This is a genomic window from Pseudomonas sp. B7 (genome assembly GCF_016735645.1).
Taxonomy (GTDB): Bacteria; Pseudomonadota; Gammaproteobacteria; order Pseudomonadales; family Pseudomonadaceae; genus Aquipseudomonas; species Aquipseudomonas glycinae.
The window spans coordinates 45,532-69,626 of record NZ_JAERRE010000001.1; the positions used below are offsets into that span (position 1 = coordinate 45,532).

Below are 24,095 nucleotides of genomic sequence, written 5' to 3' on the forward strand. Positions count from 1 at the left end.
ATTAGTCGGCAGGCTGGATCGCCAACGTGGCTGGGCGCTTGGGCAAGTGCGGCGGCGTGTCGCAGTTCTCAGTTCGCACTGTTATGGATCATTAGTTCTCTTTCTCAATTGACAATCATTATCATTCAACATAATTTGTCGCTCGATGTGTAGGACGACCCCGCCCCCAGGCGTCCCACTAACCTATTGGCAGCAAGGTGATTTCCATGACGGAACAAGTATCCACAAGCAGGTGCGATTCACCGCTACTTCAGGCATTCGTCGACAATCGACTGATTCTGGTCAAGATTGCAGCCCGCATTACCGGCTGCCGGTCACGCGCCGAAGACGTGGTGCAGGATGCGTTCTTCCGACTGCAATCGGCCCCGCCGATCACGTCGTCGATCAAGGCCCAGCTGAGTTATCTGTTCCAGATCGTGCGCAACCTGGCGATCGATCACTACCGCAAACAGGCGCTGGAGCAGAAGTACGCCGGCCCCGAGGAGGAAGGGTTGAACGTGGTCATTCAGGGCGCTTCGCCGGAAACCTCGCACATCAATTTCTCGACCCTGGAACACATCGCCGACGCGCTGACCGAGCTGCCGGTCCGTACCCGCTATGCGTTCGAGATGTACCGTCTGCACGGCGTGCCGCAGAAGGACATCGCCAAGGAACTCGGCGTTTCCCCGACCCTGGTCAACTTCATGATTCGCGACGCACTGGTGCATTGCCGCAAGGTGTCGAGCAGTCGCGCTGATGCAGTGACCGCAAACCGTCGCTGATAAAAATCGGCCGCAAAAAAAGATCGCAGCCTTCGTCGAAGCGCTGCGATCTTTTTTTGTCTTCAGCGAAATATCACACCAGCGTGCAGCGGTCGAAAAAGCGCTCGCGCCCGAGAATCATCAGCGCCGCGCGTTTGTGCGGGAAGTCGAATTCCTTCTCGCAGTGGAAGCACTGGTTGTGCATGTGGCCAATCATTTTCGCGTTGTCGGCACGGGGTTCGGCGACCACCCGCTGCGTGCGCGGATCATCCAGGAACAGGTAGTGCACCAGCGCCGACAGCCAGCTCGCCACCTTGTGCGGGCCGCGATGGTCTTCTTCCCCGACCAGCATGTGAATGCCGCGATCGTAATTGTCGGCATCGTAGAACGGTGCGATGCGATCTTCCTTAGCCCAGTAGGCTTCGAAATAGGCAAACGGCTGATCATCGAAACAACCGATCATGGTCAGCGTGTGCGGATCGGCGTCGAGTTTGCTCAGGTACTCGCGATGCTGTTCGAGGCTGCCCTCTTCCTGCCAGAAACTGGCGACTCGCGGGCTGTTCTGCCAGCGATTGAAACGCGCCAGATCCTGCTCGATCTCCACCGTTCGCAGGGAAATCCTGGCACCGAGGCGCGCATCGAAGCGCCGATAAACCTCACCGCGCGGTTTCACCGGTCGCAACGGATGGCGCTTGCCGTTGCTGATAACCATCTGCTGCGGATAACTGCCGGTCAGCGAGGTGCCGAGCCACGGCTGCGGCAGTTGCCAGAACAGCGTGCGCTCACAGCGATATTCACCCGCCACTTCAGTGCTCACCAGCAAACCACTGAGCAAGGCTTCGGTCGGCGCCTGATCCAGTTGCCAGATCAATCGCTGACACGCCGGATCCCGGGCAAACAGCCAATAACAGGCTGCCCACAGCGCCTGGCCCGGCGGCAGTGCGTAGCGTTCATCGATCTGGATCGGCCCCTGACCTTCACGATCAAGGCGCAGGCGAATCAGCGGTTGCCCTTCCAGGCTCAGGCTCAGACGGCTTTCGGTGGCATCGGCTACCAGTTGGCTGCCCGAAGGCAGGGCCAGGGCAGTCAGGTCATTCAGATTGGACATGGGTCGGGCTCACGATAATCGTCGACAGTTCAACGATGGGACGTGAGCCGGGGCGGGAAATTTAGGCCGTTCGGCCAAAACCGCCGGTCATTGATGCGCTACCGGCACCACCGCAATCTTGTACGGATCGAAGATCTTCAGCATCTGCCCGTTGTCGCGCAGGCCTTGCAGCAGCCTGCCGAACGCTTCGCCGGTGATCGGCGCCTTCGGACTGAGAATCGCATAGTGGTGGTAGATCTGGTCGATACGCTGGGACACCAGCAACTCGTCACGCACCTTTTCGTTGCGCAGCAAGTAATCGAACAGATACGAGCGAGTCACCAAGGCAATGTCCGCGCGCCCGCGCAAGACCATCAGCAGGTTGCTGTCGTGGGAATAGGTCAGCGTGGCGCTGTAGGTTTCTGCGAGGTACTTGGGATCGGCGTTGAAATTGGCGAATTCATAGTGATAACCGCTGTACAGCGCCAGCCGTTTGCCCTTGAGATCGGCGAAGTAATTCTGCTGGCGTCCGGGTTTGTTCTGCGCGACGAAAATCTCCGCGTCCTCAAGACCCATGTCGACGGTGGTGTGGGGGATGTCCTTCCAGCCCCACTCCGGATTTTCGAAGATTGCCATGTCGGTGCGGCCATCCTTGAAATCACCGAACCGGCGAGGGATCGAGGTGGGCACCAGTTCGAAACGATAGTCGCTCTGGGCGCTGTTCAAAGCCGCGACCAGTTCCGGCAGCAGGCCGGTGTCGGCGCCGTTTTCCGGGCGAATGGTGTAGGGCGGAAAATGCGCCGCGCCCACCCGAACCACTTGCGCCGCCGGAGCGGGCAATACCCATAATGCAGCCAGCGCTGCGAGCATCAGCCCGGCGGCCATCCGAATTGGCGAAGACTTCAAAACACCCCACTCCCCGAAAAAGTACCGATCATGCATTCAAGCTAGGCGGTTTCGCCAAGTTAGCCAGTTTCCCGGCCCGATAGAAAGCGCCTAGCGCTCTTCGAGCACCAGAATCAGCGCCTCTTCGGCCAGTTGATCCAGGCTCAGACTGCCGCCGGCACGGAACCAGGTGGTGGTCCAGGACAGCGCCCCCGTGAGAAAACGTCGGGTAATGAACACGTCGCCACGGATGAACCCCGCCTCCTTGGCCTCGCCCAGCACTTGCAGCCAGAGGTCTTCATAAATGTCTCGCAGCGCCAGCACTTTGGCCTGGCCATCTTCGGACAGCGAGCGCCACTCATACACCAACACCGCCATCGCTTCGCCGCTGCCGCCCATGATCGACTGCAATTCGCAGCGGATCAGCGCCAGCACCCGCTCACGCACATCGGCGGCTTCGGCAAGGGCTGCGCGCATCAGCGCGGTGTTGTAGCGGATGGTTTCCTCCATCACTGCGCGCAGGATTTCATCCTTGCTCTTGAAGTGATGAAAGATGCTGCCGGACTGAATCCCCACGGCACCGGCCAGATCGCGCACCGTGGTGCGCTCGTAGCCCTTGTTGCGAAACAGGTGGGCCGCCACTTGCAGCAGTTTGCCGCGAGCGCTGTCCGGATCGGTCAGCTGGCCGGCATCGACCAGTTCACGCATGACCCTCAGGGCTTTTTGCTCATCCACCCATTGTCTCCTACAGTCGATCATTCAAGTGTGCCGTACGCCGCAGAAACGGCGGGGTTGCGCGGGCAATTTAAGCCGCCACCCGCGACCAAGCAAGCGCTTGGGCAGAAGAAAACTTCAGGTGTTTACAAACCAAGCGCTTGCTTGGTAGCCTCGATGCACTTCTGTCACAGGTTGCTGAGTCGGAGATCAAAATGCCCACCACGGTTCGCATCGGATGCGCCAGCGCATTCTGGGGAGACACTTCGACCGCCGCTGCGCAGCTCGTGGCCGGGGGACAGCTGGATTATCTGGTCTTCGACTACCTGGCCGAAATAACCATGTCGATCATGGCAGGCGCGCGCATGAAGGATCCGCAGGCCGGATTTGCCGCCGACTTCATCGAAGTCCTCACGCCCCTGCTGCCGCTATTGGCCGAACAGAACATTCGCGTCATCAGCAATGCCGGCGGGGTCAATCCCAAGGCCTGCGCGGCCGCCCTGCAAGCGGCCTGCGACAAGGCTGGCGTAGCACTGAAAATCGCCGTGCTGTCGGGCGATGACCTGCAACCCCAGTTCAAACACCTCGCCTCCCAAGGCATTACGGAAATGTTCAGCGGCGCCCCGCTGCCGCCGATGTGCGTGTCGACCAACGCCTACCTCGGCGCGCCGGGCATCGTCGAAGCCCTGCGCCTGGGTGCCGACATCGTGATCACCGGCCGGGTGGTCGACAGCGCGGTGGTCAGCGCCGCGCTGGTGCATGAATTCGGCTGGTCGTGGCATGACTACGACAAACTCGCGCAAGCCGCCCTGGCCGGGCACATCATCGAATGTGGCGCGCAATGCACCGGCGGTAATTTCACCGACTGGCGCGACGTGCCGGATTACGAGCACATCGGCTTTCCGATCGTCGAAGTCAACGCCGACGGCCAGTTCATCGTCAGCAAACCCGAAGGCTCCGGCGGGCTGGTCACGCCGCTGACCGTCGGCGAGCAGATGCTCTACGAAATCGGTGATCCGCAGGCCTATCTGTTGCCCGATGTGGTCTGCGATTTCAGCCAGGTCAAACTCCAGCAACAAGGCAAAAACGCCGTCCGGGTCCACGGCGCCAAAGGCTTGCCGCCCAGCGACCAATACAAGGTCAGCGCCACGTATCCGGATGGTTTCCGCTGCACCGCCAGTTGCCTGATCGCCGGCATCGATGCCGTGGAAAAAGCCCGGCGCGTCAGTCGGGCGATCCTCGACAAGACTTCGGAAATGCTCGAACAAAAAGGCTTGGGACCGTACACCGAAACCGATGTCGAACTGCTCGGCAGCGAAGCCACCTACGGCCCTCACGGCCAGCGCCGGGACAGCCGCGAAGTGGTGATCAAACTCGCCGTGCGCCACCCGAACAAACAGGCGCTGATCTTGTTCTCCCGCGAGATAGCCCAGGCCGCCACCGGCATGGCGCCGGGCCTGACCGGCATCGTCGGCGGGCGGCCGACGGTGTATCCGCTGATCCGGCTGTTCTCGTTCCTGATCGACAAAAGCGCCTGCACCTTGCAGATCGACATCGCCGGCGAATCTCACCCGTTCACCCTGCCCGCCCCCGCCACCCTCGACAGTCAGGATCTGCCCCTGCCCCACGAAACGCCTAAACCCCAGGGCCGCGCCGACGCGAGTGTGCCGCTGGTGAAACTGGCCGTGGCGCGTTCCGGCGACAAGGGCAATCACAGCAACATCGGCGTCCTGCCGCGTCGTCCGGAATACCTACCGTGGATCGTCGAAGCGCTGACCCCGGCGGTGGTCGTCGATTGGATGAACCATGTCCTCGACCCGATTCACGGCCGGGTCGAACGCTGGTATCTGCCCGGCACCCACAGCCTCAACTTCCTGCTGGAAAACGCCCTTGGTGGCGGCGGCGTGGCGAGCCTGCGCATCGACCCGCAAGGCAAGGCTTTCGCCCAGCAATTACTGGAAATCCAGATCCCGGTGCCGCAAAGCATCGCCGAACAGTTCGACTAGAGGATTGGCAGCATGGCGTTCGAATCGATTTTCAGGGCTGATCTGTTCAGCGGTCAGACCGTCATCGTCACCGGGGGCGGCAGTGGCATCGGGCGTTGCACCGCCCATGAACTGGCGGCGCTGGGGGCCAACGTGGTGCTGGTCGGGCGCAAACCGGAAAAGCTGCAAACCGTCGCCGCCGAAATTGCCGAGGACGGCGGTCGGGCGCACTGGCAGGCCTGCGATATCCGTGACGAAGAAGCGGTGAAGGCGCTGGTCAGCGAACTGATCCGTGAACACGGGCCGATCCACGGACTGGTCAACAATGCCGGCGGGCAGTACCCGTCGCCCCTGGCCTCGATCAATCAGAAAGGCTTCGAAACCGTACTGCGCACCAATCTGGTCGGCGGCTTCCTGATGGCCCGGGAAGTGTTCAATCAATCGATGAGCAAACACGGCGGCAACATCGTCAACATGCTCGCCGACATGTGGGGCGGCATGCCCGGCATGGGCCACTCCGGCGCCGCACGGTCGGGCATGGACAACTTCACCAAAACAGCGGCATTCGAATGGGGTTATGCCGGGGTTCGGGTGAATGCGGTGGCGCCGGGCTGGATCGCGTCCAGCGGCATGGACACCTATGAAGGTGCGTTCAAAGCCGTGATCCCGACCCTGCGCGAACACGTGCCGCTCAAGCGTATCGGCACCGAATCAGAGGTCAGCGCGGCGATCGTGTTTCTGCTCAGCCCGGCTGCCGCGTTCATCAGCGGCAGCACCTTGCGCATCGACGGCGCGGCCAGCCTGGGCAACCGCGCATGGCCGTTGCACAAGGCGACCCACAGCGAATCCTTCAACGGTTTTCACCGGGCCTACATGCCAGACGTTTTGAAGGACAAGGAGTAAGCCATGCCGCAGATCCAGTCCCAACTCGACCCGCACAGCGAAGCCTTCGCCCGCAATCGCGCAGCGATGCTCGCCGCCATCGAGCAAGTCCAGCAGCTGGAACAGAACCTGCTGCACAAGGCCGCCGAAGCCAAACCCAAATTCGACAAACGCGGACAATTGTTGCCCCGTGAACGTCTGAATCTGTTGCTCGACCCCGGCGCGCCATTCCTCGAACTGGCGAGCCTGGCCGGCTACAAGCTCCACGACGACAAGGACGGCAGCTCGGCCGGTGGCGGCTTGATCGCCGGCATTGGCTATGTGTCCGGCGTGCGCGCCTTGATCGTGGCGAACAACAGCGCGATCAAGGGCGGGACGATTTCCCCGTCGGGCCTGAAAAAATCCCTGCGCCTGCAACAGATCGCCCAGGAAAACAAACTGCCGGTCATCACTCTCGCCGAAAGCGGTGGCGCCAACCTCAATTACGCGGCGGAGATTTTCGTCGAAGGCGCGCGCAGTTTTGCCAATCAGGCGCGGATGTCAGCCATGGGTTTGCCGCAGATCACCGTAGTGCACGGCTCGGCTACGGCTGGCGGAGCGTATCAGCCGGGGCTGTCGGATTACGTGGTGGTGGTGCGCGGCAAGGCCAAGCTGTTTCTTGCCGGCCCGCCGTTGCTTAAAGCAGCGACCGGTGAAGTCGCCACCGACGAAGAACTGGGCGGTGCCGAGATGCACGCGCAAGTCGCCGGCACCGCGGAATACCTGGCCGAAAACGATGCCGACGGCGTGCGTCAGGTACGGGAAATCGTCAGCCTGCTGAACTGGAACGAGCAACTGCCGTGGCTGCCCGAACCACAATTCAAGGAGCCGCTGTACCCCATCGACGAACTCCTCGGGCTGATCCCGGACGACCCGAAAAAACCCTACGACGTGCGCGAAATCATTGCGCGGATCGCCGATGAATCACGCTTCCTGGAATTCAAAGGCGAGTTCGATCAGCAGACCGTTTGTGGCCACCTGAAAATTCAGGGCCGCGCCTGCGGTTTCATCGGCAACAACGGCCCGATCACGCCCAACGGCGCGAGCAAGGCGGCGCAGTTCATTCAACTGTGCGACCAGAGCCAGACGCCGCTGCTGTTTTTCCACAACACCACCGGGTTCATGGTCGGCACCGAATCGGAACAGCACGGCGTGATCAAGCATGGCTCGAAATTGATCCAGGCCGTGGCCAATGCGCGGGTGCCGAAACTGACGATAGTGGTCGGCGGCTCCTACGGCGCGGGCAACTACGCGATGTGCGGACGCGGGCTTGATCCGCGTTTCATCTTCGCCTGGCCCAACAGCCGCACCGCCGTGATGGGTGGCGCCCAGGCCGGCAAGGTGTTGCGCATCGTCACCGAAGCCAAACAGCTCAAGGACGGCCTGGTGCCCGACCCGAAAATGCTCGACATGCTGGAGCAGGTCACCGCGCAGAAACTCGACAGCCAGTCCACCGCCCTCTACGGCAGCGCCAACCTGTGGGATGACGGGCTGATCGATCCGCGCGACACCCGCACCCTGCTCGGCTACCTGCTGGACATCTGCCACGAAGCCGACGTACGCAGGCTGCAACCCAACAGCTTCGGCGTCAGCCGGTTCTGATCGCCTCGGATCAAAGGAGAACAACAACAATGATCTTCACCCCGGAACACGAAGCTCTGCGCCGCACCGTCCGCCAGTTCGTCGAGCACGAGATCAACCCCCATGTCGATGAATGGGAAAAGGCCGGGCGCTTTCCGATCCACGAGATTTTCCGCAAGGCCGGCGACCTCGGTCTGCTGGGGATTTCCAAGCCGGAAAAATTCGGCGGCATGGGTCTGGATTACAGCTATTCGATCGTCGCGGCCGAAGAGTTCGGCACCATCCACTGCGGCGGCATTCCGATGTCGATCGGCGTGCAGACCGACATGTGCACTCCGGCCCTCGCCCGCTTCGGTTCCGATGAGTTGCGCGAAGAGTTTCTGCGCCCAGCCATCACTGGCGAGCAGGTCGGCTGCATCGGTGTCTCGGAAGTCGGCGCCGGCTCCGATGTCGCCGGGCTCAAGACCACCGCGCGCAAGGATGGCGACGACTATGTGATCAACGGCAGCAAGATGTGGATCACCAACTCGCCGAGCGCCGACTTCATCTGCCTGCTGGCCAACACCTCGGACGACAAGCCGCACATCAACAAATCGCTGATCATGGTGCCGATGAACACGCCGGGTATCAGCCTCAGTTCGCACCTGGACAAGCTCGGCATGCGCAGCTCGGAAACCGCCCAGGTGTTTTTCGACAACGTGCGCGTGCCCCAGCGCAATCGCATCGGCCACGAAGGCGCCGGGTTCATGATGCAGATGCTGCAGTTCCAGGAGGAACGCCTGTTCGGTGCGGCCAACATGATCAAGGGCCTGGAATACTGCGTCGACAGCACCATCGAGTACTGCAAGGAGCGCAAGACCTTCGGCAACGCGCTGATCGACAATCAGGTGATTCACTTCCGCCTCGCCGAGTTGCAGACCGAAATCGAATGCCTGCGGGCGCTGGTCTATCAGGCCACCGAGCAATACGTCAAAGGCCAGGACGTCACCCGACTGGCGTCGATGGCCAAGCTCAAGGCCGGACGTCTCGGTCGGGAAGTCAGCGACAGTTGCCTGCAATACTGGGGCGGCATGGGCTTCATGTGGGACAACCCGGTGGCCCGCGCCTACCGCGACGTGCGGCTGGTATCGATTGGCGGCGGCGCCGATGAAATCATGCTGGGGATCATCTGCAAACTGATGGGCATTCTGCCGGGGAAAAAGAAATGAGCGCCCTGCCCGATTGCCAGACGCTGCTGCTGGAACGGCACAACGGCGTGTTGCACATCACCCTCAATCGCCCGGAAAGCCGCAACGCCATGAGCCTGCAAATGGTCGCCGAGTTGCGCGCCGTGCTGGCCAGCGTGCGCGATGATCGCAGCGTTCGCGCACTGGTGCTCAGCGGTGCCGGCGGGCATTTCTGTGCCGGCGGCGACATCAAGGACATGGCCAACGCCCGCGCCCAGGGCAGCGATGCCTATCGCGAATTGAACCGAGCGTTCGGGTTGTTGCTGGAAGAAGCGCAGCACACGCCGCAAGTGCTGATCACGGTGTTGCAGGGCGCGGTGCTCGGGGGCGGCTTCGGGCTGGCCTGTGTCAGCGATATCGCCATCGCCGATCATCAGGCGCAATTCGGTTTGCCGGAGACCAGTCTCGGCCTGCTACCGGCGCAGATCGCGCCGTTTGTGGTGCAGCGCATCGGCCTGACCGAGACCCGACGCCTGGCCCTGACCGCCGCCCGTTTCGACGGCCATCAGGCCCGGCGTCTGGGGCTGGTGCATTTTGTCGAGCAGGATCCACAGGCGCTCGCCGAGCGACTGGATGAAGTGCTCGACCATGTCCTCTGCTGCGCCCCCGAAGCGAATGCCGTGACGAAAAAACTGCTGCTGGCCAGCGCCGGCCAGCCGTCGAGTGAACTGCTGGACGAAGCCGCGCAGTGGTTCAGCGAAGCGGTGACCGGTGCCGAAGGCATCGAAGGCACGATGGCGTTTGTGCAAAAGCGCAAACCGAGGTGGGCCCCTTAGAAGCATCGCGGGCAAGCCCGCTCCCACAGTTTTTGTGAGCACCACTGAATCCTGTGGGAGCGGGCTTGCCCGCGATGAGGCCCTTCAATCCACCGCCAACATTCAGGAAAAACCACCATGCCCGTCATCCATAAAATCCTGATCGCCAACCGCGGTGAAATCGCCTGCCGCATCCAGCGCACCGCCCAGGCCCTCGGTTATCGCACCGTCGCCGTTTTCAGCGATGCCGACGCTGACGCACTGCATGTCGAAATGGCGGACGAGGCCGTGAACATCGGTCCGGCACCCGTGCAACAGTCCTACCTGAACATCCCGGCCATTCTCGACGCCGCCCGCCGCAGCGGCGCCGACGCCATCCATCCGGGCTACGGTTTTCTCTCGGAAAATGCCGAATTCGCCCGCGCCTGCAAACAGGCCGGCCTGACCTTCATCGGCCCCAGCGTCGAAGCCATCGAACTGATGGGCAGCAAACGCCAATCGAAAATCGCCATGCTCGCCGCCGGTGTGCCATGTATCGCCGGCTATCAAGGTGCCGAGCAGGACGACGCAACCCTGACACGCGAAGCTGAACGCATCGGTTATCCATTGATGATCAAGGCCAGCGCCGGCGGTGGCGGACGCGGCATGCGGCTGGTGCACAGCGCCGAAGAATTGCCGGCGCAATTGCGCACGGCGCGCTCCGAAGCCTTGAACGGATTCGGCAGCGATGAACTGATCCTCGAACAGGCGCTGATCGAGCCGCGCCATGTCGAAGTTCAGCTGTTCGGCGATCACCACGGCCAGCTGATCTACCTCGGTGAGCGCGACTGTTCGATTCAGCGCCGCCATCAGAAAGTCATTGAAGAAGCGCCCTGCCCGGTGATGACCGAAGAACTGCGCCAGGCGATGGGCGAAGCGGCACTCAAGGCCGGGCGTGCGGTGAACTATGTCGGTGCCGGCACTGTAGAATTCCTGCTCGACACTGATGGCCGGTTCTACTTTCTGGAGATGAACACCCGGTTGCAGGTCGAACACCCGGTGACTGAACTGATTACCGGGCTGGACCTGGTGGCATGGCAACTGTCGGTCGCCGAAGGTCAGCCGCTGCCGCTGACCCAGGCACAGGTGAAACTCGATGGCCACGCGATGGAAGTGCGCCTCTACGCCGAAGATCCGACCCAGGGTTTTCTTCCACAGACCGGGCGTGTCGAAGCCTGGGCGCCGGCACTGGATCGCGGTTCACGGATTGATCACGGGCTGATCGAAGGGCAGTCGATCTCACCGTTCTACGACCCGATGCTCGGCAAACTGATTGCTCATGGCGCAACCCGTGAAGAGGCCCGGCGCAAACTGCTGTGCGCAGTTCAGGACAGCGTGTTGCTTGGCGTGCAAAGCAATCAGCGGTTGCTCGCCAGCCTGTTGCAGCATCCGCAATTCATCAGCGGCGAGTTCGGTACTGGCTTCATCCCTCAACATTTCGCCGATCACGATTGCCTGCACGCCTATTCGCCCAGTAACGAAGAGCTGGCCATCGCGGCGCTGCTGTTTTACCGATCCGCCGCACAGCAACACCGCGCCACGTTGTCCGGATGGCGCAACAACGCCGGTGCGCCGTTGCTCTATCGCATCGGTCTCGACGCCCGCGACTGGAACGTGCAACTGCGCGCCAGCCCGGACAACGCTTTCGAAGTTCAGGTTGTGGAGCGCGTTATCGAACTCAAACTGATCGAGCACACCGCCGGGGCCGTGACGCTGGAGGTCGATGGCCTGCGCCAGCGCCGCGCTTATCGCCTGTGCGACGAGCAGCTCTGGCTGTTCACCCATCCCGGCAGCCTGCACCTGGTGGATCGAACTCATGCGGTGATCGACAGTCAGACCAGCGTCAGTTCCGGCACGTTGAAAGCCCCGATGGATGGCGCCATCATCGATGTGCTCGTCAGCGAAGGCAGCCCGGTCAGCAAGGGCCAGTTGCTGGTGGTGCTGGAGGCGATGAAAATGGAGCACCCGCTCAAGGCCGGCATCGACGGCGTGCTCAAGCGGGTGCAGGTCAAGGTCGGCGATCAGGTGAAAAATCGTCAGGTTCTGTTGCAGGTCGAGTAGTCGCCGCGCGCATTCGCAAGGTTTGACTACGCTCTGAATAATCAGGACGCGGAAATCAGGAACCCTGCGATGCCCCATTGGCTGGTCATAGATCTGGAAGCCACCACCGATGAGGGTGGCTGGCCGGTTACGGAAATGGAGATCATCGAGATCGGCGCGACCCTGGTGGATCGCGCGGGTCGCGAGCAGGATCACTTTCAGCGCTTCGTCAAACCGACGCGGCGCCCCTTGTTGACGCCGTTTTGCCGCGAACTCACGCACATCACCCAGGCCAACATCGACGCGGCGCAGCCGTTGAGTGAAGTGTGGCCGGCGTTCGAACGCTGGCTCGGTCAGCACCAGACACGCCTTGAAGGCTGGGCCAGCTGGGGCGATTACGATCGCAAGCAGTTGCTTCAGGAATGGCAGCGACTGCAACTCGACAGCGCCCTGAGCCGGGTGCCGCACATGAATCTGAAACAGCGCTTTGCCAAGGCCCGACGCCTCGAACGGCCGCTGGGCCTCAATGGCGCGTTGCAACTGGCGGGCATGCAGTTCACCGGCCAGCAGCATCGAGCGCTGGAGGATGCGCGCAATACCGCCCGATTATTGCCGTTGGTGCTGCCGCTCTAGCGCAGGTGACGGCGCCAGAAGCCTTGTGCATACTGGCCGCCCCTTTTTGACCCTTTTAAGCCCTTTTCGAGAGGAATCGCCCATGTTTAAAGTCAACGAGTACTTCGACGGCACCGTCAAGTCGATCGCTTTTGGCACTGCTGAAGGCCCTGCGACCATCGGCGTCATGGCCGCGGGCGAATACGAATTCGGCACCAGCCAGCGTGAAATCATGCACGTGGTTTCGGGCGCACTGACCGTCAAACTGCCGGACAGCAGCGACTGGGAAACTTTCGCTGCCGGTAGCCAGTTCAACGTGCCAGCCAACAGCAAGTTCCAGCTGAAAGTCGCCGTCGACACCGCCTACCTGTGCGAATACCGCGGCTGAAACCCCGGTTTCCTGCGGTCATGAAAAATGCCCGTGTCCAAGGACACGGGCATTTTTCGTTTCAGGAGCGGTTATTCGAGGATTTCCACCGGCATGCCGATTTCAAGCCGGCCATTGCTGTCATTGACCAGGTTCTGGCCAAACATCGCGCCGTCGGCCTGGGCGCGGGTCTTCTGTAAGGTTGCCAGCGGCTCGCGGTCAGCGCTGCGCTCACCGGTCTGCGGATCGATCGTGGTGAGAATGCACCGCGAGCAGGACTTGACCACGCGGAACTCGACATCGCCGATCCGAATCCGCTTCCAGCCATCCTCGGCGTAAGCATCACTGCCTTCGATCACCAGATTCGGCCGGAACCGCAGCATTTCCAGAGGGCGCCCGACTTCCTGCGACAGGTGTTGCAGTGATGCCTCACCAATCAGCAACAGTGGAAAGCCGTCGGCGAACGCCACTTGATCGTCGTCGTTGCCGTACCCGGCCTGAGTCGTACGAGCGCGTTCAAGCGGCACTTGCACCAGGCGCGTCGGTTTGCCGATGAAATCGCTGACCCAACGGGCCGCCTCCTCACCGGCATCCGGTACGCGCAAGGTATCGCGCCAGATGGTTACGCCACGCAGGTCGTCGTCACCGCCAGGCAAGGCGACATCGATTGCCGAATGCCCCGGCGCGCTGAGCGTCAGGCCGCCAGTGGCATTCCATAGCGCCGAGAGCTGGCTCATTTTCGCTTCGGCACGCTGGGTCAGGAACCGTCCGCTGGCCTCGTCCACCAGCATCCAGCGTCGGTCGCCCTCAAGCCCCAGTTTGTCCAGGCCAATCCCTTGCAGGACCTCGCCCTTGGCGGATTTCAACGGGTAACGATAAAGCGCGCTCAGACGCAGCATGGCCAGCTCCCTGGTGGGTCAAAAACGCCACCCTATACGAGCTTTGTCAGCGAATCAAAGGCTGACGCGAGGTCAGCCTCGACAGGTTGATCAGGCCGGTACTTCGTCGAGCATCAAACGCTGGCGCACCACGTCGACCAATTTGTCCGGCTGGAACTTGGAGAGGAAATTGTCGCACCCGACCTTCTTCACCATCGAATCGTTGAAGCTGCCAGACAGCGAAGTGTGCAGCACCACATACAGGCCACGCAGGCGCGGGTCGTTGCGGATTTCGGTGGTCAGGCGATAGCCGTCCATCTCCGGCATTTCGGCGTCGGTGAACACCATCAGCAGTTTGTCGGTCATGTTCACCCCGGTGTCCGCCCAGGCCTTGAGCATGTTCAGGGCTTTCAGGCCGTCGCTGGCGATGTGCATCTTCACGCCCAACTGGCCGAGGGTGTCGCGCAATTGCGAGAGCGCCACGTTGGAGTCGTCCACCAGCAACACTTCGCGGCCACGGGCGCGTTCCAGCACCGGGTCGTCCAGTTTGTCGCGGGAGACCTTGGCGTTGTACGGCACGATTTCGGCGAGGACTTTCTCGACGTCGATGATTTCCACCAGTTGATCGTCGACCTTACTGATGGCTGTCAGGTAATGCTGGCGACCGGCACTGGTCGGCGGCGGCAGAATGGCTTCCCAGTTCATGTTGACGATGCGGTCCACGCCACCGACGAGAAACGCCTGCACCGAACGGTTGTACTCGGTGACGATGATCGTGCTGTTCGGGCCCGGCACCAGCGGGCGCATGCCGATCGCCTGGGACAGGTCGATCACTGGCAGCGTCTGGCCACGCAGGTTGACCACACCGCAGACAAACGGGTGACGCTGGGGCATCAGGGTCAGCTTCGGCAGTTGCAGGACTTCCTGAACCTTGAACACGTTGATCGCGAACAATTGGCGTCCGGCCAGTCGAAACATGAGAATTTCCAGGCGATTCTCACCCACCAGTTGCGTGCGTTGGTCTACCGTGTCGAGAATGCCGGCCATCAATGACTCCTGGGCTTGTTCTGATGAATTCACTATTGGGGGTTATCGGCTGAATCTGGCGGATCTTGATCCCGTCACAAATCACCAACAAAATGCCATGCACAAGCATTGATGTCACATTAACATCATGCTTTACTGGCTCGGTGAAATCATCTGCTACATTCTCTTCGGCGCGACCCCGATTTGCGCCACAGGTTCCCGTGCCTAAGGGAATCCCCTAGTGACAATCAGGCCCAACCTGATGTTCGCGATATCCAATAGCCATTAATGTGACGCCATTCTCATTGCATGAACGGAGTCAGGCTATTGTGTGCGATCGCAGTTCAGTGGAAACACATCCTCTTGAAACCCCAGGTCTGTGCCAATGCACACCGGGGCGCGGTCTCGCGACGGTTCACGATCGTCGACACACACGGCATTCCCTCATCAGACATGACGTGGTGGAGATAAGCATGCCGAACGACCGTAGTGACTGGGCGCAGCGGTTCCCCGAATTTCTCGTCGAGGCTGAAACGCTCCTGGCCAAGTCTGAAGAATGCCTCAGTCACTTGCAGCTGATCAGCAATGACAGGGACGCGATTGACTGCATGCTCAGTACTCTCCTCAAATTGGCAAACAAGGCCGATGCCCTGGCACTTGAGGCGATATCCGAATTTTCCCTGCACCTGCATGGCCTGCTCACCCAGGTTCAGGATCATGTGGATCTGCATGCGCAGGCCCTGGAAGCGCTCAAAGACTGCTTCACCCTGATGGCCTGGCAACTGGAACTGGTTGACCCAAGTACCGGCCAATTAGGCTTGGATGAAAGCGAGCAGGCGTCGCTGATCGAAGCCTTTGCCTGCCAGGTCGGCCAGACCCACTTTCAATTGCCGCACACTGGCAAGTCCCTGACCCTCGTAGCCTGGTCGGAACGGCAAGCGTAATCGGGCACGCCTTGGGCCGTTTGAGCCGGTCAGCTTTCGCAGTCGAATGTCGCTAATGAATAGTTCATGCCTGCCTGCGACACCCCCCAATAAATAATTACGCTCACTGAATGCAGACTACCCTCTGCTGATATCAGGGTTTTCCTGTGTAAAAGAAAACTTGCGACCGCATCGATAATTATCGGATCAGGTATTTCAACTTTCCATTATGGAACCTTCGTCCAACATGGCCTGTTTCCTGACTCTTTGGACATATAGGCCAAACGCGACCAACGGTATGTTAAGTGGTATTATGCCGACCGTTAGTTGTTTCAGTTAATGGCATTGTGACTTCCATGAGTGATCCCACCGAAGTTGGCGCTCAATTATCGATCACTGAACCATTTTGAAATCAACAACCTGAATGACAGTTTTCCAGACAGAGACCGCCAGCCCTTCTGACCGGTCTGCCCGCAGCGAACATCCATTGGCTCCATCCGCTATGTACGCCAGCCTCAAGTCAATCACCACATGGCCTCCCTCCCGAGAAAATGCCCGCAGGTTCACACTTCTGCTGTGTACAGGCTCGGCTCTGGGCAGTCTGTTGACCTATGGATTGTCAGCGCAGCTGCCGCTCGGCCTGCTGCTGATCAATGTGGCGGCTGCGGGCTGCGTCTGGACACAACATCGCCTGTCGCGCAAATCCATCAAGTTCCAGCCTCAGGAACTGGCCGACCGTTTGCTGGAAGTCCAGGAAAACGAGCGCCATCGCCTGAGCCGTGAACTGCATGACGATATCGGCCAGTTGCTGACGGCCGCCAAGCTGCAAAGCGAATGGCTCAAGCGTCGCTTGCCCGCGGATATGCAGGAACACTGTTCGGTCCTTTGCGAGACTCTCGAAGAAACCCTGAACAAGGTTCGCGACGTTTCGGCCATTCTCAACCCGCGGCAACTGACCAGCCTTGGTCTGGAAGCGAGCTTGCGTGCGCACCTGCTCAAGGTACTGACCAATACTTCGGTGCACTGGAGCCTTGACTGCCAGCAGCGCCTGAACGGAATCCCCGAAGAAATGGCCGTCGCCGCCTTTCGCATCACTCAGGAAGCGGTGACCAACATCCTTCGCCACGCGCAGGCCAAAAACCTGTTGATCCGCGTGCAACGTTTACCGCAGGGCCTGACCCTGCTGATCAGCGATGATGGACTGGGCTTTTCCCCGGCGGCGAATCCGGGTCGCGAAGGACAGCGAGGCATGGCCGGAATGGCCGAACGGATCGAGCAACTGGGCGGCACACTGAGCGTGACCAGCGAGCCGGGCAAAGGCACTCAAATCGAAGCACTATTCCCCTGGGCGCCCCGTGCACTCGAGCGGGCCAGTACGAATAAGGTTATGCGTTGACTTGTAACTTACTTCTGGTGGATGACCACTCGCTGATCAGGGCCGGCGTGCGCGCCCTGGTGCTGGATATTCCCGGTTATGCGGTCATCGGCGAGGCCAATGACGGCTCGCAGCTGCTCGAAATGGTCGAGCTGCTGTCTCCCGATATAGTGTTGCTGGACATTTCCATGAAAGAAACCGGCGGTCTGGAAGCCCTGCAGCGACTCAGACGCGTACGCCCGCACGCCAAAGTGCTGATTCTGTCGATGCACACCGACCCCGCGCTGATCATGCAGGCGCTGGAGTCCGGCGCTCACGGCTACCTGCTCAAGGACACCACGGCCACCGAGCTCGAACATGCACTCGAAGCGCTGCGCAACAACGAGCGCTACTTGAGCCCAGCCATCGCCCATACCGTGATCAACCAGGCGCTGACCCGTAACCTGAAGCAGCAACCGGAAGTCGCCGAGTCGCACAACCTGACAGCACGCCAACTGGAAATCCTGCGCCTCATCGTGCGCGGCAAGTCCACGCGGGAAATCGCCAACGGCCTGGGCTTGAGCATCAAGACGGTCGAAACCCACCGTTCGCAGATCATGAAACGCCTGCAGATCTACGATGTGGCGGGTCTGGTGCTGTTTGCCGTGCGCGAACAGATCATCAGTCTGGATGACTGATCCGGTGTGTTGCGCTCAACAGCGGCGAATCCTTCGGCAGATGCACACGCAACGCCCCGGCGCGCGCCGCAAACCGCAAACTTTCGCCCTCCAGTGGCTCGCCGTCGAGATTGATGTAAAGCCCTTCGGCGACCTTGATTTCAACCCATGGCAAACGGGCGCGCACAAACATGTTGTCGATGCCGAAGCCGTCACTGAGCAGATTTTTCAGCGTGCCGACCAGTTCCTGTGGCGCCGGCAGGATGCTGATATCCAGAAGACCGTCGTCCACCAGCGCTTCCGGGCACAACACATGTCCGCCACCGGCCTGACGGCCATTGCCGATCCCCAGCGCCAGAAGTTCGCCACGCCAGTGAAAATCCGGCCCCTGCAATTCACCATAAGCAGCATGCAGCTCACTGAACCGCGATAAACCGGTGAACAGATAGGCCGCACCGCCCAGCACTTTCTTCAGATCTTCCGACGTGTTGGCTGTTACTTGGCTGCCGAATCCGCCGGTGGCCATGTTCAGGAAGATCTGCCCGCCGACTTCACCCAGATCAATGTCATGGGCGGGCGCCTCAAGCAATTCGAGCGCTTCGGCCGGCTCCAGCGAAATAGCCGCCGCGCGGGAAAAGTCGTTGGCTGTTCCCAGCGGCAACAGCACCAGACTGGCCTTGCCCGGTTGCTTCGCCAGCGCTTCGGCGATGTCGCGCAGAGTGCCATCCCCACCACCGGCGATGATCTGACGGTATCCCGCCGCCAGTGCCTCCTCCACCAGCCGCTGGGCATCACCGGCCTCCCAGGTCAGGCGCACAGCCAGTTTCCAACCCTGCTTTCGCTTGTTCTCGACAGCGGCACGAACCGCCTCGTTGAGTGCCTGCTTGCCATGCAGAATCAACAGTGCCTTACGTTCACTCATTGCGGTTACTCCCGGAATTGAATCAGTACGAAACATCTTGACCCTCAACGCGGGTAAAAAAGTCGCACACGTTCTGATTAATTCCTGAAGCTCCTTCTGCCTGTCCTACATGCCTGTAATTTTTCGTACAGAACGTAAGGAATCGGCTCAATTGACCAAGCCCGCTCATTGGTACAACGTGTCGCAGCGTCAGCAATCTTCAATTCAATTACACAAGGATGTGCATGTAATGAGTGCATACAGTTTCAGGACTTTCGATAATTTGCATTCCGGCATTTGCCGACAGAACCCCATCGCATCAGGCGGTTTTTTCCATGCAAAGCCATGAAGCAAGATTATCCGTGAGTCCGGTTGCCTCTCTCTCCGAAAGTCGCGCCAGCCTTAAAGACGAATTCAAATGCAGCGCCAGAAATACTGGAGAAAACGATATGGAACCGCGTGTCACCGAGCTGGAAACTCACCTCAAGTACATTCGACGCGATATGGACGAAGTCAGAGGAGACGTCAAAGCCATCAAACATCGTCTTGCCTACTCGGCAGGTGCGACAGCGATGGTGCTCGGACTGCTGGGCTGGATTGCCAACAGCCGGTTCGATCAACTCGTCACACTGCTCAGCCGTTGACCCGCTGAAAGGCAGGCATCGTTTAGCGACTGTGCCTGCCTTTCAAATGCCTGCAATCAACCGAGGAGCTCGCTGAGTGGAATGAATAGCACCTGGTCTCCCTTGACCAATACTCGCCCTTCCCGCACTTCCACCAGCCCCTCAGCCCAGGCAGCGCTGCGCAAAACACCCGAACTCTGGTTACGGTAGATAATCGCTTGTCCCTGCTCCAGGCGCCCACGCAGAAATTCACGGCGGTTACCGGCCTGAGGCCAGACAAATCCTGCAGGAACTGAAAACTTCAGCGGCTCGACATCCTGCACGCCTTGGAGACGCAACAGATAAGGTCGGGTCAACAAAGCAAAAGTCACCAGTGTCGAGGCAGGATTTCCCGGCAATCCAATCACCGGAACTCCACGAAAATGCCCGACCGTCAGCGGCTTGCCGGGTTTGATTGCCAGTTTCCAGAGTGTCAGCTCGCCTTCTTCCCTCAAAGCGATTCCGAGGAAATCCGCTTCCCCGACCGACACGCCACCTGTCGACAGAATCAGGTCTACGTCCTGCAACTCCCCAAGTCGCGCCCGAGTGGTGGACAGGTCATCAGGCAGAATGCCGGCATCCACCACTTCACATCCGAGGCGCTGCAACCAGCTGCACAACAACACCCGGTTGCTGTTGTAGATCTGTCCCGGCCCGAGTGGCGTGCCCGGCTCAACCAGCTCGTCCCCCGTGGACAGCACTGCCACACGAACCCGACGAACCACCTCGAGCCCAGCGCATCCCAGCGACGCAGCCAGCCCTTGCTCGATCGGACCCAGCCGGGTTCCGGCAGGCAAGACCAACTCACCGACAGTCGTTTCCTGGCCTTGTGGACGAATGTTCTGCCCGGACACCATCGTCTCGGTGAAACTCACGCGCTCGTCGGCATGAATCTCGACGTTTTCCTGCATCTCGACACAGTCTGCACCGGCTGGCACCGGCGCGCCGGTAAAGATCCGGGCACAGGTGCGTGGTTTCAAGGGTTCCGGTGCCTGTCCGGCGAAGACTTTCTGGCTGACCGGCAACGGCTCGCCGGTCCAGTCGGCCAGATTCAAGGCATAACCGTCCATGGCGCTGTTCGGCCATGGCGGCAGATCCAGCGTCGAAACCAGATCCTGCGCCAGCACCCGCCCCTGAACCTGCGCTAGAGGCAAAAACTCACTCTCGACAATCCGCGAGCCCTCGGCCATTTCCAGCAACCGCGTCAATGCTGCTTCGACAGGCATCAGGCTGCCAGTCTTGCCCGGCTTACCCACGGGATTCACAAGGCGCCGCCTGTTTCAAATGAGTGACGAAATTGCACGGGCGGTGGCGTGAGTCCAGTTGCTCGGCGAGGATGCCATCCCAACCGGTGCGCACTGCGTTGGTCGAGCCAGGCAGGCAGCAGACCAGCGTGCCATTGGCCAGTCCCGCCAAAGCCCGGGATTGCACGGAGGAGGTGCCGATGTCAGGCACCGAGATCTGGCGAAACAGCTCACCAAAACCGTCGACCTGTTTGTCCAGCAGGCAAGCGACCGCTTCCGGGGTGCTATCGCGACCGGTAAAACCGGTTCCGCCGGTAATCAGCACCACTTGCACGACGTCTTCGGCAATCCAGTGGGCGACTTGCGCACGAATCTTGTACAGGTCATCTTTGAGCAGCACCCGCTGCGCCAGATGGTGGCCCGCGGCTGTCAGCCGGTCGACGAAGACCTGGCCGGAGGTGTCGGTTTCCAGGGTGCGGGTGTCGCTGACCGTCAACACCGCGATATTGAGCGGCACGAAAGGTACATCAGCCTTGGCTTTCATAGGCTCGTCCAGTTGTATGAGAAACAGCCTGGTGTTATATCACAGCGCCCCCTTTTTTCGCCGCCCCTGCGGAGAGCTGCCATGACTTCGAACACGCCATTACCCCCCTGCTCCATTCTGTTGCTGGCCGGTGGACGCGGACAACGAATGGGTGGCCAGGACAAGGGACTTGTGGAATGGCACGGTGAACCACTGATCGTACATCTGCATCGCAAGGTTCGGCCGTTGACGGATGACCTGATCATCTCCTGCAACCGCAATCGTGAACGCTATGCGCCGTTCGCCGACCGATTGGTTAGCGATGACGAGGAGGACTTTCCCGGACCATTGGCCGGTATTCGTGCCGGCTTGAAAGCCGCGCGCCACACCCATCTGCTGGTACTGCCCTGCGATGTCCCGCGCATCGACCTTGCGCTGCTGCACAACATGCGGGAGGCGGCCGGTCTGAATTCTGAAAAACCTTTAATGTTGCGACATGACGATCACTGGGAACCACTGCTTTGCGTGATCCCGGTGGCACTCCTGCCGGCATTCGAAAATGCCTGGAACGCAGGAGAGCGCAGCCCCGGCCGGGTGATGCGCAATCTTGATGCCCAGGCCCTGGTTTGCCCTGACAACGATCCACGCCTGGCCAATCTCAACACCCCTGAACTGTTGAGTTCGCACAACACTGTGTCAGACTGACAGCATTCAAGGAACTTGCACGCCTTGTATACGTCTCAAGCTCAGTAACCAAAAGAATTTCCCTTCGGAGACACACTCATGACTCAACGGACCCTCGCCACTTTCATGCTCGCACTGGGCCTCGCCACTCTCGCCGGTTGCGCTTCGCCAACAGTGATCACCTTGAATGACGGTCGCGAAATCCAGGCTGTCGACGCCCCCAAGTATGATGAAGATTCGGGCTTCTACGAGTTCGAACAACTGGACGGCAAGCACACCCGCATCAACAAGGATCAGATCCGCACTGTCAAAGAGCTGTAAGTCTTCAGTTCGACAGCGGATACAGAAAAGCCCGCAATATGCGGGCTTTTTCGTGTCTGGCAGAAAAGGGTCGATACCCGGATCACCAGTCCAGCGTGATCCGGCTCTCAAATTCGCGCACCTGCCCCGTGACCGGGTCGATGAATCGCAACCCCTGCGCCAGGAGCTTGAGCGGATTGGCGTAATCATCTTCAACGTCTTTGAGCACTTCAGGGTAAAACGGATCATTGCAGATGCTCGCCCCCAGCGCCGTCATGTGCACACGTAACTGATGCTTCTTTCCGGTCACCGGATACAGGCCGTAACGCCAGAGTTCGCCGTTCTTTTCACGAACCTCCACCGCCGTTTCGGTGTTGCTTACACCCGGCCCCTCCTGCATGCGGAAAAACGGTTCACCGTCGACCATGCGACTCTTGTGTACCAACGGAAAATCCAGCCCAGGCAGCGCAGCCGCAATGGCTTCATAGCGTTTTTCGATCTGCCGTGTCGGAAACAGTGACTGATACGCCGACCGCGTCTGTGGGTTGGCAGAGAAAATCACCAATCCGGCCGTGTGCCGATCAATTCGGTGCAGCGGCACCAGATGGGGATTGTCCAGGCGCCGGATCAATCGGCGAAGCAGCGTCTGCTCGACATATTCGCCCGCCGGGGTCACCGGAAGGAAATGCGGCTTGTCGGCCACCACCAGATGGTCGTCCGCATACAGGATCGACTCGACCACCGGGATCGGCTTTTCATCCGGCACTTCACGAAAATAATGAATGCGCAGCCCTTCCTTGTAGGGCAAGTCCAGTGCAATCGGCTGACCCTGGCCATCGAGCACCCGGCCCCGGGCGATTCGATCCAGCCATTGATCACGCCCGATGGCACTGAAATGCTCACACAGGCAGTCGAGCACTGTCTGCCAGCTACCGGGGGGCAGATACAGCGTGCTGGCCTGATTCTGTGCTGCGGAAAATGTGGGTGCGTTGGACATGCGGAGAACTCGAAGCTTCAAAGCAGAGTGGCATTATCCAACACCGGGCGCAGCAGACCTAGTGCAGAATCAGGCGGGGATCGATTTGAGCGCCGCCGCTTCGGTGAACTCCTTGAGCCAGCGCAACACATCCACGGCGTCCCAACGGCCCGGATCGTACAAGGCGTACAAAAGCCCCTGATATCCGACTACATCCAGTTGTTTGTGATAACCGGCACGCTGGAACAAGGCCTCGATCTCGGCAAAGCAGGTATTGAAATGCAGCTTGTTGAAGGGAGTCTTGCCTTCCGTGACCAGACCGTCCAGACGCAATTCGTGGACGGCCTCGCGCACCACGTCAACCGACATCCCGTTCACGCTGCTTTTCAACTGTTCGACATTGACCACGACTGCTCCCTCTGACATCCGGCTTGCCCTGACGAATGCCCGGAAACGACATGGCAGGCCAACTCAATTACTGTATACACATACAGTAACCGAATAACCCGAAAAGTGCCAAGCCGTGATTGAACGAAGGTGACGAGCGCCATCAACGCAGAAGAGAAAAGACCATCAACGCAGGAATGCCACCACCTGATCGGCGTTGAACGGCCACCCCAATTCCGCGCCGGTATCGACCCTGCGCAAGACCGGGATCCGCAGGCTGTAGGCCTCGAACCACGATTCGTCGTCAGCAATATCCACCAGCTCCACCAGCAGACCATGCTCGACAAAAGGCATCAGTTCGGCCTCCGCGACCTCACACAAATGGCACCCCAGGGTGCCGAACAACTGGCATTCAGGAAGCATGTGCGCTCAACCCCAAAAATCGAGTAACCATTCTAGGCTTGCCCGCAAAGCCCGTCGACCCACCCTCCGGGTTCGATCCCGCCCCTCGTAAAACCCTGATGTAAATCAGCCCACAAAATCGCCATTTACGCGATGCTCCGGTGTTTTTTACCTCTACGCTTGAAGAGCCTGACCTGTCCCGGAGT

26 protein-coding genes are annotated in these 24,095 nt (G+C 60.1%); 15 read left to right on the forward strand and 11 right to left on the reverse strand.

The features are described from left to right. The first annotated feature begins 206 nt into the window (after nt 1-206). Nucleotides 207-761, forward strand: coding sequence for an RNA polymerase factor sigma-70 (locus JKA62_RS00190; RefSeq protein WP_011335256.1), 555 nt, complete (start codon nt 207-209; stop codon nt 759-761). Between the two features lie 73 nt (nt 762-834). Here JKA62_RS00190 and JKA62_RS00195 read toward each other — a convergent pair whose 3' ends face one another. The 3 genes from JKA62_RS00195 to JKA62_RS00205 form a co-directional block, all read right to left on the reverse strand. Next, nucleotides 835-1,848, reverse strand: a complete 1,014-nt coding sequence (locus JKA62_RS00195; RefSeq protein ID WP_201815701.1) for a GNAT family N-acetyltransferase — start codon at nt 1,846-1,848, stop codon at nt 835-837. Nucleotides 1,849-1,935: 87 nt separating this feature from the next. Further along, on the reverse strand, nt 1,936-2,733 hold the full coding sequence (locus JKA62_RS00200; protein ID WP_080511040.1) for a substrate-binding periplasmic protein: 798 nt from the start codon (nt 2,731-2,733) through the stop codon (nt 1,936-1,938). Nucleotides 2,734-2,823: 90 nt separating this feature from the next. Continuing rightward, on the reverse strand, nt 2,824-3,447 hold the full coding sequence (locus JKA62_RS00205) for a TetR/AcrR family transcriptional regulator (RefSeq protein WP_041475382.1): 624 nt from the start codon (nt 3,445-3,447) through the stop codon (nt 2,824-2,826). A gap of 194 nt (nt 3,448-3,641) precedes the next feature. On the opposite strand from JKA62_RS00205, the gene JKA62_RS00210 reads away from it, so the two are divergent. The 8 genes from JKA62_RS00210 (at nt 3,642) to ppnP (ending at nt 12,973) form a co-directional block, all read left to right on the forward strand. Next, nucleotides 3,642-5,432 (forward strand): acyclic terpene utilization AtuA family protein, encoded by a 1,791-nt coding sequence (locus JKA62_RS00210; protein ID WP_011335260.1) that lies wholly within the window; start codon nt 3,642-3,644, stop codon nt 5,430-5,432. 12 nt (nt 5,433-5,444) lie between these two features. Beyond that, nucleotides 5,445-6,314, forward strand: coding sequence for an SDR family oxidoreductase (locus JKA62_RS00215; protein WP_011335261.1), 870 nt, complete (start codon nt 5,445-5,447; stop codon nt 6,312-6,314). A 3-nt stretch (nt 6,315-6,317) separates the two neighbouring features. Continuing rightward, entirely contained in the window at nt 6,318-7,934 is a 1,617-nt protein-coding gene (gene atuC / locus JKA62_RS00220; RefSeq protein ID WP_011335262.1) for a geranyl-CoA carboxylase subunit beta, read from the forward strand. A 29-nt stretch (nt 7,935-7,963) separates the two neighbouring features. Further along, entirely contained in the window at nt 7,964-9,121 is a 1,158-nt protein-coding gene (gene atuD / locus JKA62_RS00225) for a citronellyl-CoA dehydrogenase (protein ID WP_007908685.1), read from the forward strand. Beyond that, the gene (locus tag JKA62_RS00230) at nt 9,118-9,915 is read left to right on the forward strand and encodes an enoyl-CoA hydratase/isomerase family protein (RefSeq protein ID WP_011335263.1); all 798 of its coding nucleotides are present in this window, start codon (nt 9,118-9,120) and stop codon (nt 9,913-9,915) included. The genes atuD and JKA62_RS00230 overlap by 4 nt, the downstream gene beginning before the upstream one ends. 117 nt (nt 9,916-10,032) lie before the next feature. Beyond that, nucleotides 10,033-11,994, forward strand: a complete 1,962-nt coding sequence (locus JKA62_RS00235) for an acetyl/propionyl/methylcrotonyl-CoA carboxylase subunit alpha (RefSeq protein WP_011335264.1) — start codon at nt 10,033-10,035, stop codon at nt 11,992-11,994. 69 nt (nt 11,995-12,063) lie between these two features. Then, nucleotides 12,064-12,606: an exonuclease domain-containing protein gene (locus JKA62_RS00240; protein WP_011335265.1), complete on the forward strand. Its 543-nt coding sequence runs from the start codon at nt 12,064-12,066 to the stop codon at nt 12,604-12,606. An 82-nt stretch (nt 12,607-12,688) separates the two neighbouring features. Then, the gene (ppnP, locus tag JKA62_RS00245; protein WP_011335266.1) at nt 12,689-12,973 is read left to right on the forward strand and encodes a pyrimidine/purine nucleoside phosphorylase; all 285 of its coding nucleotides are present in this window, start codon (nt 12,689-12,691) and stop codon (nt 12,971-12,973) included. A gap of 71 nt (nt 12,974-13,044) precedes the next feature. On the opposite strand, the gene JKA62_RS00250 is transcribed toward ppnP, so the two are convergent. Together JKA62_RS00250 and JKA62_RS00255 are read right to left on the reverse strand one after the other, a co-directional pair. Beyond that, the gene (locus JKA62_RS00250; protein ID WP_011335267.1) at nt 13,045-13,851 is read right to left on the reverse strand and encodes an MOSC domain-containing protein; all 807 of its coding nucleotides are present in this window, start codon (nt 13,849-13,851) and stop codon (nt 13,045-13,047) included. A 90-nt stretch (nt 13,852-13,941) separates the two neighbouring features. Continuing rightward, a complete protein-coding gene (locus tag JKA62_RS00255) occupies nt 13,942-14,877 on the reverse strand; it encodes a chemotaxis protein CheV (RefSeq protein ID WP_003226705.1) in 936 nt (311 codons plus the stop codon). A 452-nt stretch (nt 14,878-15,329) separates the two neighbouring features. Between JKA62_RS00255 and JKA62_RS00260 the strand changes: the two genes are divergently transcribed. From JKA62_RS00260 to JKA62_RS00270, 3 genes are all read left to right on the forward strand, one after another. After that, nucleotides 15,330-15,800 (forward strand): hypothetical protein, encoded by a 471-nt coding sequence (locus JKA62_RS00260; protein WP_011335268.1) that lies wholly within the window; start codon nt 15,330-15,332, stop codon nt 15,798-15,800. Nucleotides 15,801-16,281: 481 nt separating this feature from the next. Further along, on the forward strand, nt 16,282-17,175 hold the full coding sequence (locus JKA62_RS00265) for a sensor histidine kinase (protein WP_041475383.1): 894 nt from the start codon (nt 16,282-16,284) through the stop codon (nt 17,173-17,175). Beyond that, nucleotides 17,172-17,831 carry a response regulator gene (locus tag JKA62_RS00270; protein WP_007955750.1) on the forward strand — a complete coding sequence of 220 codons (660 nt, stop codon included), beginning with the start codon at nt 17,172-17,174 and terminating at the stop codon, nt 17,829-17,831. Before JKA62_RS00265 ends, JKA62_RS00270 begins: the two co-directional genes overlap by 4 nt. Here the strand turns inward: JKA62_RS00270 and yegS are convergent. After that, the gene (gene yegS / locus JKA62_RS00275; protein ID WP_041475384.1) at nt 17,815-18,732 is read right to left on the reverse strand and encodes a lipid kinase YegS; all 918 of its coding nucleotides are present in this window, start codon (nt 18,730-18,732) and stop codon (nt 17,815-17,817) included. The genes JKA62_RS00270 and yegS overlap by 17 nt on opposite strands. Nucleotides 18,733-19,046: 314 nt before the next feature. Here yegS and JKA62_RS00280 point away from each other — a divergent pair, with 314 nt between their 5' ends. After that, on the forward strand, nt 19,047-19,355 hold the full coding sequence (locus JKA62_RS00280; protein ID WP_011335271.1) for a hypothetical protein: 309 nt from the start codon (nt 19,047-19,049) through the stop codon (nt 19,353-19,355). A 56-nt stretch (nt 19,356-19,411) separates the two neighbouring features. Here the strand turns inward: JKA62_RS00280 and JKA62_RS00285 are convergent, their stop codons facing one another. Then, complete coding sequence (locus tag JKA62_RS00285; protein ID WP_041475386.1) at nt 19,412-20,638, reverse strand: molybdopterin molybdotransferase MoeA; 1,227 nt, start codon at nt 20,636-20,638, stop codon at nt 19,412-19,414. Continuing rightward, nucleotides 20,622-21,161, reverse strand: a complete 540-nt coding sequence (gene moaB, locus JKA62_RS00290; RefSeq protein WP_011335273.1) for a molybdenum cofactor biosynthesis protein B — start codon at nt 21,159-21,161, stop codon at nt 20,622-20,624. Before moaB ends, JKA62_RS00285 begins: the two co-directional genes overlap by 17 nt. An 81-nt stretch (nt 21,162-21,242) precedes the next feature. Here moaB and mobA point away from each other — a divergent pair, with 81 nt between their 5' ends. Together mobA and JKA62_RS00300 are read left to right on the forward strand one after the other, a co-directional pair. Further along, nucleotides 21,243-21,845, forward strand: a complete 603-nt coding sequence (gene mobA / locus JKA62_RS00295; protein ID WP_011335274.1) for a molybdenum cofactor guanylyltransferase MobA — start codon at nt 21,243-21,245, stop codon at nt 21,843-21,845. Nucleotides 21,846-21,923: 78 nt separating this feature from the next. Beyond that, a complete protein-coding gene (locus JKA62_RS00300; RefSeq protein ID WP_007955739.1) occupies nt 21,924-22,145 on the forward strand; it encodes a YgdI/YgdR family lipoprotein in 222 nt (73 codons plus the stop codon). Nucleotides 22,146-22,227: 82 nt separating this feature from the next. Here JKA62_RS00300 and JKA62_RS00305 read toward each other — a convergent pair whose 3' ends face one another. From JKA62_RS00305 to JKA62_RS00315, 3 genes are all read right to left on the reverse strand, one after another. After that, nucleotides 22,228-23,121 (reverse strand): pseudouridine synthase, encoded by an 894-nt coding sequence (locus tag JKA62_RS00305; protein WP_011335275.1) that lies wholly within the window; start codon nt 23,119-23,121, stop codon nt 22,228-22,230. Nucleotides 23,122-23,190: 69 nt separating this feature from the next. Continuing rightward, entirely contained in the window at nt 23,191-23,508 is a 318-nt protein-coding gene (locus JKA62_RS00310; protein WP_007955735.1) for a hypothetical protein, read from the reverse strand. A gap of 165 nt (nt 23,509-23,673) precedes the next feature. Continuing rightward, a complete protein-coding gene (locus tag JKA62_RS00315) occupies nt 23,674-23,910 on the reverse strand; it encodes a glutaredoxin family protein (protein WP_011335277.1) in 237 nt (78 codons plus the stop codon). Nucleotides 23,911-24,095: the final 185 nt, after the last annotated feature.

Bases quoted from the DNA above. Each gene is read 5' to 3' on its own strand.
- JKA62_RS00190 (WP_011335256.1), top strand. From the start codon at position 207: ATGACGGAACAAGTATCCACAAGCAGGTGCGATTCACCGCTACTTCAG.
- JKA62_RS00195 (WP_201815701.1), bottom strand. From the start codon at position 1,848: ATGTCCAATCTGAATGACCTGACTGCCCTGGCCCTGCCTTCGGGCAGC.
- JKA62_RS00210 (WP_011335260.1), top strand. From the start codon at position 3,642: ATGCCCACCACGGTTCGCATCGGATGCGCCAGCGCATTCTGGGGAGAC.
- JKA62_RS00215 (WP_011335261.1), top strand. From the start codon at position 5,445: ATGGCGTTCGAATCGATTTTCAGGGCTGATCTGTTCAGCGGTCAGACC.
- atuC (WP_011335262.1), top strand. From the start codon at position 6,318: ATGCCGCAGATCCAGTCCCAACTCGACCCGCACAGCGAAGCCTTCGCC.
- atuD (WP_007908685.1), top strand. From the start codon at position 7,964: ATGATCTTCACCCCGGAACACGAAGCTCTGCGCCGCACCGTCCGCCAG.
- JKA62_RS00230 (WP_011335263.1), top strand. From the start codon at position 9,118: ATGAGCGCCCTGCCCGATTGCCAGACGCTGCTGCTGGAACGGCACAAC.
- JKA62_RS00235 (WP_011335264.1), top strand. From the start codon at position 10,033: ATGCCCGTCATCCATAAAATCCTGATCGCCAACCGCGGTGAAATCGCC.
- JKA62_RS00240 (WP_011335265.1), top strand. From the start codon at position 12,064: ATGCCCCATTGGCTGGTCATAGATCTGGAAGCCACCACCGATGAGGGT.
- ppnP (WP_011335266.1), top strand. From the start codon at position 12,689: ATGTTTAAAGTCAACGAGTACTTCGACGGCACCGTCAAGTCGATCGCT.
- JKA62_RS00250 (WP_011335267.1), bottom strand. From the start codon at position 13,851: ATGCTGCGTCTGAGCGCGCTTTATCGTTACCCGTTGAAATCCGCCAAG.
- JKA62_RS00255 (WP_003226705.1), bottom strand. From the start codon at position 14,877: ATGGCCGGCATTCTCGACACGGTAGACCAACGCACGCAACTGGTGGGT.
- JKA62_RS00260 (WP_011335268.1), top strand. From the start codon at position 15,330: ATGCCGAACGACCGTAGTGACTGGGCGCAGCGGTTCCCCGAATTTCTC.
- JKA62_RS00265 (WP_041475383.1), top strand. From the start codon at position 16,282: ATGTACGCCAGCCTCAAGTCAATCACCACATGGCCTCCCTCCCGAGAA.
- yegS (WP_041475384.1), bottom strand. From the start codon at position 18,732: ATGAGTGAACGTAAGGCACTGTTGATTCTGCATGGCAAGCAGGCACTC.
- JKA62_RS00280 (WP_011335271.1), top strand. From the start codon at position 19,047: ATGCAAAGCCATGAAGCAAGATTATCCGTGAGTCCGGTTGCCTCTCTC.
- moaB (WP_011335273.1), bottom strand. From the start codon at position 21,161: ATGAAAGCCAAGGCTGATGTACCTTTCGTGCCGCTCAATATCGCGGTG.
- mobA (WP_011335274.1), top strand. From the start codon at position 21,243: ATGACTTCGAACACGCCATTACCCCCCTGCTCCATTCTGTTGCTGGCC.
- JKA62_RS00300 (WP_007955739.1), top strand. From the start codon at position 21,924: ATGACTCAACGGACCCTCGCCACTTTCATGCTCGCACTGGGCCTCGCC.
- JKA62_RS00305 (WP_011335275.1), bottom strand. From the start codon at position 23,121: ATGTCCAACGCACCCACATTTTCCGCAGCACAGAATCAGGCCAGCACG.
- JKA62_RS00315 (WP_011335277.1), bottom strand. From the start codon at position 23,910: ATGCTTCCTGAATGCCAGTTGTTCGGCACCCTGGGGTGCCATTTGTGT.